The organism is Candidatus Methanoperedens sp. BLZ2, assembly GCF_002487355.1.
GTDB lineage: Archaea > Halobacteriota > Methanosarcinia > Methanosarcinales > Methanoperedenaceae > Methanoperedens.
The window spans coordinates 1-6,468 of sequence record NZ_NTMG01000011.1 but is presented as its reverse complement, the minus strand read 5'-3'; the positions used below and the strand labels follow the sequence as shown (position 1 = coordinate 6,468).

Here is a 6,468-nt window from a genome sequence, read left to right as displayed (position 1 = left end):
TATAATATTTCTATTACATAATAGAAGCATCAGCAAAAAAGATTACACTCCCAATTCAAAGCGATGCTCAATTCATTTAAACCGAAAGGTTAGGAACCATTCTTACCCGGCTACATTAAGCGGAAGGGGCTTTTATGATTGTATCGGCAATGATATGTTTTATTATCTTACTCTTTGATTATTTCCCATATATTCTCAAAATAGTCAATACAATTTCTTATTGTATCTTCGTCCGTAGTGTAGATACCTGCATTGAATTCATCATATAGTCCTTCCCTAGTTAGGTCGGCAGAAGAAATTATAAGTTCTTTATCATCAATAATTATCAATCTTGAGTGAATCACCTCTGAAGTTCTTAAATTTCCCTTAGTACCTATTTCTAAAAGATCCAATACATTTTTCGCTATTCTTTCCCTTAGTCTTTTATTGGCATCCTTTTTTGGTCTAGTGATAATTTTAATGTTGAGTGATGGATTGTTGTTTTTTAGATCAATAATATCTTCATAAAGCATATCAATATAAGGTGATATTATCCGAATTGTTTCATTTGCATTATTAAATATTTCTCGAGTTTTATTATATATTTCCTTCACAAACTTTTTTTCATCATAAATTGGTGAAGTATGAATAAAATAAGGTTTATGAAAAATCATTTCTTGTTCATGCAAGATTTTATCGAACATGAATTCTTCAGTGGTTATTGAAAATGGAGGAGATACTGATAACAAACTTAACATTGCATAACAGGTGTCAAATTTATTTCCCCAATTACCATTAGGTTCTTGATTATTTAAGAAAGAATGAATTGCCTTATTTATTTTATCATCATTTTTTCCAACCACCCTACAGATTGCTTTGATAGAAAAGAAAGTCGCTTCAAACTTATAAGATTCCTCTTTGTTCCAAAATCCATCTTGAGTTTGCATATTTTTAATAAATTCTAACTTGACTTTGTCAGATTACCTCCCTCTTATATGATGCGATAATTTAGCTGAGTACCGTGCTTTATGTTTTTTCTTTATCAATTTCAAGATTTCTTTATCAGTCACCTTTCTCTTAGGCATAATAACTTCAAAAATCTCCCTCACATCACAAATAGTAAGCAGTGGTGCTTTCGATTTCCATTTACCCTGCATCTCAAGAAGAAACAGCATAGCCATAAAAACCATAGCTACATGGTGATTCCAGCCGATGTAGCCTCTTACTTCATAATCAGCCAAACCTACCTCCCCTTTAGCATCCTCAATAGCACGCTCAATCCAATAACGGCTACAAGACATTTTTCCAATCCTATCAATGCTTGTATCAGTCGGAGTATTTGAGAACTGGTATTTTGTCTCAGTCTCACCCTCATTTCTTCGAATAATAAGCCAGCACTCCTCACCTGGCAATTTATCCTTGACTGGAAAAACCCGCAGATACGCAAGCCTACACCACATTTCTTTTCGTTCAGAATCCCGTAGAAATACTCTATGCCACTGTGAAGAATCTAATTCGTTTACTAACTTATCTACTCGTATCGGGTTATTATTATCAAGAACTTTTTCGACTGTTGGGTTCCGTCCTCGAATTCCATTTTTCTGTGGTATCCCTACATCAGGTTTGTTCAACCAAACTCTTGTATCACATGGTATGTCAGCAATGTAAACAATTCTTTCTTTTTCAAGCTCAGCAAGAAACCATGCTTGCTGCCCATAAAAAGAATCCATTCCAATCCAACCAAAGGGAATATATCGTCTTTTGGCATCAAGTATCATCTCAAGCCCAAGCTCAGCTTTGGTTTCAAAAACTAAATCTTCAGGAATACCGCATTTCTTTCTGAGTTTAATATCACCTGCCCAATCCTCAGGAATGTAAAGACGTTTATCGATTAATGTCCTCTTGTTATCGTTTACATAACCCAAGAAAACTCCTACCTGACAATTCTCTTTTTTCCCAAGCCTTCCACAGTATTGCCGCTGTACTCCTGCTGAACTGTTGCCCTGTTTTGGAAACCCTGATTCGTCTAACTGAAGAGATCCATTTTCTTTATCACCGATCAGTTCGATTAAACGGTCCTGAATATCGTATATGAGACCCTGCTCATCCCATAGTGAGTCTGATATAAAGTGCTGAAGTGATTGATTATTACAGTTCGGAACGGTCTTTGCGATTTCTGTCATTGTCCCCCTTTTTTGTACAGTTAAGCATCCAGAGAGATATTTTTTGGATTGCTCTATAACTTTGTGTGTCTTTGTCTTAAAACGTGGTATGAATTGATTATGGTAAGTCTTTAATTCGGTTCTTGCCCGTATTATATCCTCTCTTATAAGTTTGAAAAATCTCTTGATATATACTCCCCATATTTAGGTGGGCAATCAAAATATAATAGGGTAGCTAATGTGACAATGTCAAGCTAAACCTTCATTAATTATTTTTGAAAATTTGGAGTAATTAAGTTCTGTCAATGCTAAAATGAAAATACTGCTTGAAAGTGGGTCCATTAATTGAAAATTATTCTCCAAACAATAATTCAAAACTTTTTGTGTTATAGGACTTTTTGGTTCCATTGATATTAATAACCTTAAAAGGCATACTTGATCAATTTCATTCCAAAATCTCCCCTCCTCAGTGACATTCTTTTTGAAATAGTCAAAATACTTCTTGAAGTATTTGTTTGATGAAAATCCCATTTCATAAAGAAAATTCCAAAAATATAAACGATCTTCGCCTTCCATAAAAGCATCAAGATTTTCATAACTCCAGAATTTCTCATTTTCAGCACATTTTTTAAAGTTCTCGACAATTTTGTCATCGAAAATACTTAATACGAAAATAGGAAGAAAATATTTGGGAGCACATTTTAGTTCTAATATTGTATCAAGTCGGTCGAGTTCACCTTGAATTAAAATTGATTTCTCCCCGTGTTTATCTATTAATTCTTGCTTTTTTCTTTGTATTTTTTCTTCAGAATATTCAATTTCATTTTTTAGCCAAATGATACCTTTTTGAATTTTTTCAAAGTTGTCTATATATAAATTAATTGAGCTCATATCTTCCAATTCATTTAGGATAATTTAAAGCCGTTCATATGATATGCATTATTGATATTATTAATATCGATTGTTATAAAGAATATCTAATTAGTATTCTATATTTTTTTATTGAATGCTACATATTTTAATTTCCTGTACTTCAGATTCCGCAGTCACTAAACCCCGGACTTACTGTATAAGATATCCAGCAGTCGTTTTGAATGATATTTATCTGATGTTTGGATGTATATTTCTCAACAACATCCCCTCCTTGACACATGGAAACAGCCTGAACGCTACAGACAGATAACCAAGAACAACCCGGAGGGCAGAATAGAGGTATCCAGCGCACTGGAGCCCTGACCTGCCCTCTTAATGAACTACATACTTCTCATGCGCCCTCTCTGCAGTGGAACATTCAAAAAGAGTATATCTGTCGCCCTATCGCCTGCCCGCCCTGATAAGATATATGCGGTGCGCCTCTTGATGGTTTGTTTCTCTGCGCCCCCGCAGAAATATATTATTCCCACCCGCAAGTGGTCAAGCATACCCGCAGGGCAAACCTTCAAGTTGGGCGCACCGCATTTGATAAAGGGCAGGCAGGCGACGGATTTCTTTTTGCGTGAACGGAAGGGCGATGATTGTTTTGCGCATCCTCTATAGGGAAAAGGAATATTTGTATAGGTAATCAACCACAGAGCACTCAGAGAGCACAGAGCGTTGCCATTTTTCTCTGTGTCCTTTGTGCTCTCTGTGGTTTTCAAACCAGAAAATAATAGGAAGTCTCAAACCGCGACTGTCCAGCGCAGGGCTGTCGCCAAACCTCCCGCAGTAAATACGCCGTCCGCCCGTGGATTCGGGCTGTGCCCGAAACCCCCTGAGCGGCGTGCTTAGTGCGGCGCGTATCAATCCCACGAATTCGCGTGAGAATTAGTAGATGGTATATGTTAGTGGTGTGATTTTTACCATTAATTTATAAATAAGGCTCTGGATATTTTAAAAACGCATCCATTTTAAAACCAAGAATAACCATTCACCACAATTTGATTAGATTTTTGAATGTGTCTATAAAATATTAACAAGTGACAGCAATTCCTTGGATACTTGACGGAAGATTCAAAATATTTGCCGTCAGTGCTTCAATAACCTTGGGAAATAATTTATTTCTTTTGAGGACTTCTAGTTTCATAGTTACTTTTATGTTTTCTTTGGTGACCTCTATAACCGCATCAAAGTGTTTAATATTAAGAAGTTCAGGTTTTGAAGCATTAAATTTTTTGGATGCATCTAAGATTTCAAGGTTTATTATATCAGCGTCTTCGTTCAAATCAAGAACTATACCGTCAAATTCGATAGAAGATTTGTATTTTTTACCCTTAACGTAAAAGAAAATACTATCATTTTGTAAATCATAATCATATTTATTCGTAAATGTTTGATGCATTATTCTTCACGCTTCCTTTTATTAGACGTCTCTATGAAATAAGTAACCAAATTAAATGAATTAAGATTAGGATTGTTACTACTACTACTTATAATTACCACTAAATCATAATCATCATTTAATTTGTATAAAAGTTTGAATTTTTTATCATCTTGTTTTAAAATTCCAAGTGGTTTATCTTTTAGGATTATTAACTTTATACTATTTGCATCCTGAATTAAATTATTCTTACGTTGAGTGACCCTTATATCAAAATGACTTGTTGAATGTAAATCATCAATAGTAATTTTCGTTAGGCATTCAAGAATATTATCGATATCCAAAGTATCATCCGTTATTACAATACCAAAACAATCGTTACTGAGTATCAAACATATATAAATTTAGCCTTATTTTTATTTACAATACCTAATATTTTTAATATAATATATTCAACAACGAATTTATAGTATTTCCAAGAATAAATATAAATTTGCAGAACTAAAAAAGACTTTTTATAAAACCCATGAAAATTAATAATAAGTTAATGCTTAATATATGTTAAAAGCTATTTTGACTGAATATATATGCCTAAAGTCGGAATAGCTGATACAACTTTTTCCCGGATAAATATGGGGAAGATCGCGATTGATGAATTGCGAAAAAATGGTTCCGTGCAGATAGAGCGCTATACTGTTCCCGGAGTAAAAGACCTTCCTGTGGCATGCAAGATATTGATCGAAAAGAAAAAATGTGATATTGTGATGGCGCTTGGCATGCCCGGCTCCCAGCCAATCGACAAAATGTGTGCGCATGAGGCGTCACAGGGGATAATACAGGCACAATTGATGACCAACACTCACATCATTGAAGTCTTCGTGCATGAAGATGAAGGAAAGGATGAAAAAGAGCTTGCATGGCTGATGGAAAAAAGAACCCGCGAACATGCACAGAATGTCATTAAACTCCTTTTCAATAAAGATAAATTAGAGCGCGAAGCCGGCACCGGACAGAGACAGGGTTTTGCTGATGTTGGGTCGATAAGATAATTTCTGAAAATGTTGGTTACAGTCCTTGATTAAGAGAAGATTCACCCTGTAATGATTATGAATAAAAGGATGGACAGGTTGGGGAGTGGGGGTTAGTATAAAATTAGATTACCTGCCCATCGTACCACTCTTAATACATTATTCTATTTAAAGTTGACGCTCAAAGAACCATTGTGTACTATAAAAAAATTTTACGTGTATTGAATAATAGTTTCAAACTTCGTATCAATATTATATCCTAAAAACCAGTTACGATGGACAGGTTGGGGAGTGGGGGTTAGTGTATATAAAAAATGACCTGCCCATCGCAACTCCTGCAACATCATCGTTGTATATATAATTTACGATTTTTTTCTTATATTTTTGTGTTAGTATTTTTCCCTAAATACACTTCTGCCTTGTCCCATATTGTGAAGAATTTACTCCTCAGTTCTTTGGCAAGTTTTTCATCCCTTATATTGACCACGGCAAAAAGTTCATCGGGATTCAGGGGATTCAGCATCTGGAGCAATATATTTTCCCCATCGATGATATCAAAAGGCGTAGCCGGGATCGTAGCAAGGCGGCAATTGAATTCCTTTCCGATATGCCTCATCAGTTTTTTGATGATCGGTGAATCTTCAAGCTCATTGAAATCTACGCTATTGTTAAGAATTACTTTAACCTCAACACCTTTTTTTACGGAATCATAAAGAGCCTCCATAATTCCATCATAATTCTCTTTCAAAATAACTTTTTTAATTCTCTCTGAGGTCATTCTCGAAGCCAGGAAGAACAGCAATTCCTTCTGGGAGCCTGAGATAGTCTCCCGGACAAGATCATGGGATTCATTTCCTATGGATACTGTCCAGAATCTTTTCTCTGTCTTCCTGGCAACTACTCCTGAGAGTTTATTTTTAAGGTCACCGGCAAGAGCTTCAATTTCCTCCGAAGCCTGCTTTAATTCCTCCTGTTTTGTAGAGCAAAGATGTGTTAGCGCAGC

General features: G+C 35.4%; 7 protein-coding genes. 1 reads left to right on the top strand and 6 read right to left on the bottom strand.

All coding sequences use genetic code 11. From position 1 onward, the window contains the following. Window positions 1-167: 167 nt before the first annotated feature. The 5 genes from CL181_RS00600 to CL181_RS00575 form a co-directional block, all read right to left on the bottom strand. Window positions 168-926, bottom strand: a complete 759-nt coding sequence (locus CL181_RS00600; protein WP_097297311.1) for a phospholipase D family protein — start codon at window positions 924-926, stop codon at window positions 168-170. A gap of 33 nt (window positions 927-959) precedes the next feature. Continuing rightward, entirely contained in the window at window positions 960-2,252 is a 1,293-nt protein-coding gene (locus CL181_RS00595; protein ID WP_394336507.1) for an IS701 family transposase, read from the bottom strand. A gap of 138 nt (window positions 2,253-2,390) precedes the next feature. Beyond that, window positions 2,391-3,032, bottom strand: a complete 642-nt coding sequence (locus CL181_RS00590; RefSeq protein ID WP_097297310.1) for a hypothetical protein — start codon at window positions 3,030-3,032, stop codon at window positions 2,391-2,393. Window positions 3,033-4,089: 1,057 nt separating this feature from the next. Continuing rightward, window positions 4,090-4,458: a DUF2283 domain-containing protein gene (locus CL181_RS00580; RefSeq protein WP_097297308.1), complete on the bottom strand. Its 369-nt coding sequence runs from the start codon at window positions 4,456-4,458 to the stop codon at window positions 4,090-4,092. After that, window positions 4,458-4,781 carry a hypothetical protein gene (locus tag CL181_RS00575; protein ID WP_097297307.1) on the bottom strand — a complete coding sequence of 108 codons (324 nt, stop codon included), beginning with the start codon at window positions 4,779-4,781 and terminating at the stop codon, window positions 4,458-4,460. The genes CL181_RS00580 and CL181_RS00575 overlap by 1 nt, the downstream gene beginning before the upstream one ends. Window positions 4,782-5,024: 243 nt before the next feature. Here CL181_RS00575 and ribC point away from each other — a divergent pair, with 243 nt between their 5' ends. After that, the gene (ribC, locus tag CL181_RS00570) at window positions 5,025-5,486 is read left to right on the top strand and encodes a riboflavin synthase (protein WP_097297306.1); all 462 of its coding nucleotides are present in this window, start codon (window positions 5,025-5,027) and stop codon (window positions 5,484-5,486) included. Between the two features lie 355 nt (window positions 5,487-5,841). Here ribC and CL181_RS19955 read toward each other — a convergent pair. After that, window positions 5,842-6,468: hypothetical protein (locus CL181_RS19955; RefSeq protein ID WP_176504986.1), on the bottom strand; the 627-nt coding region annotated here is incomplete at its 5' end.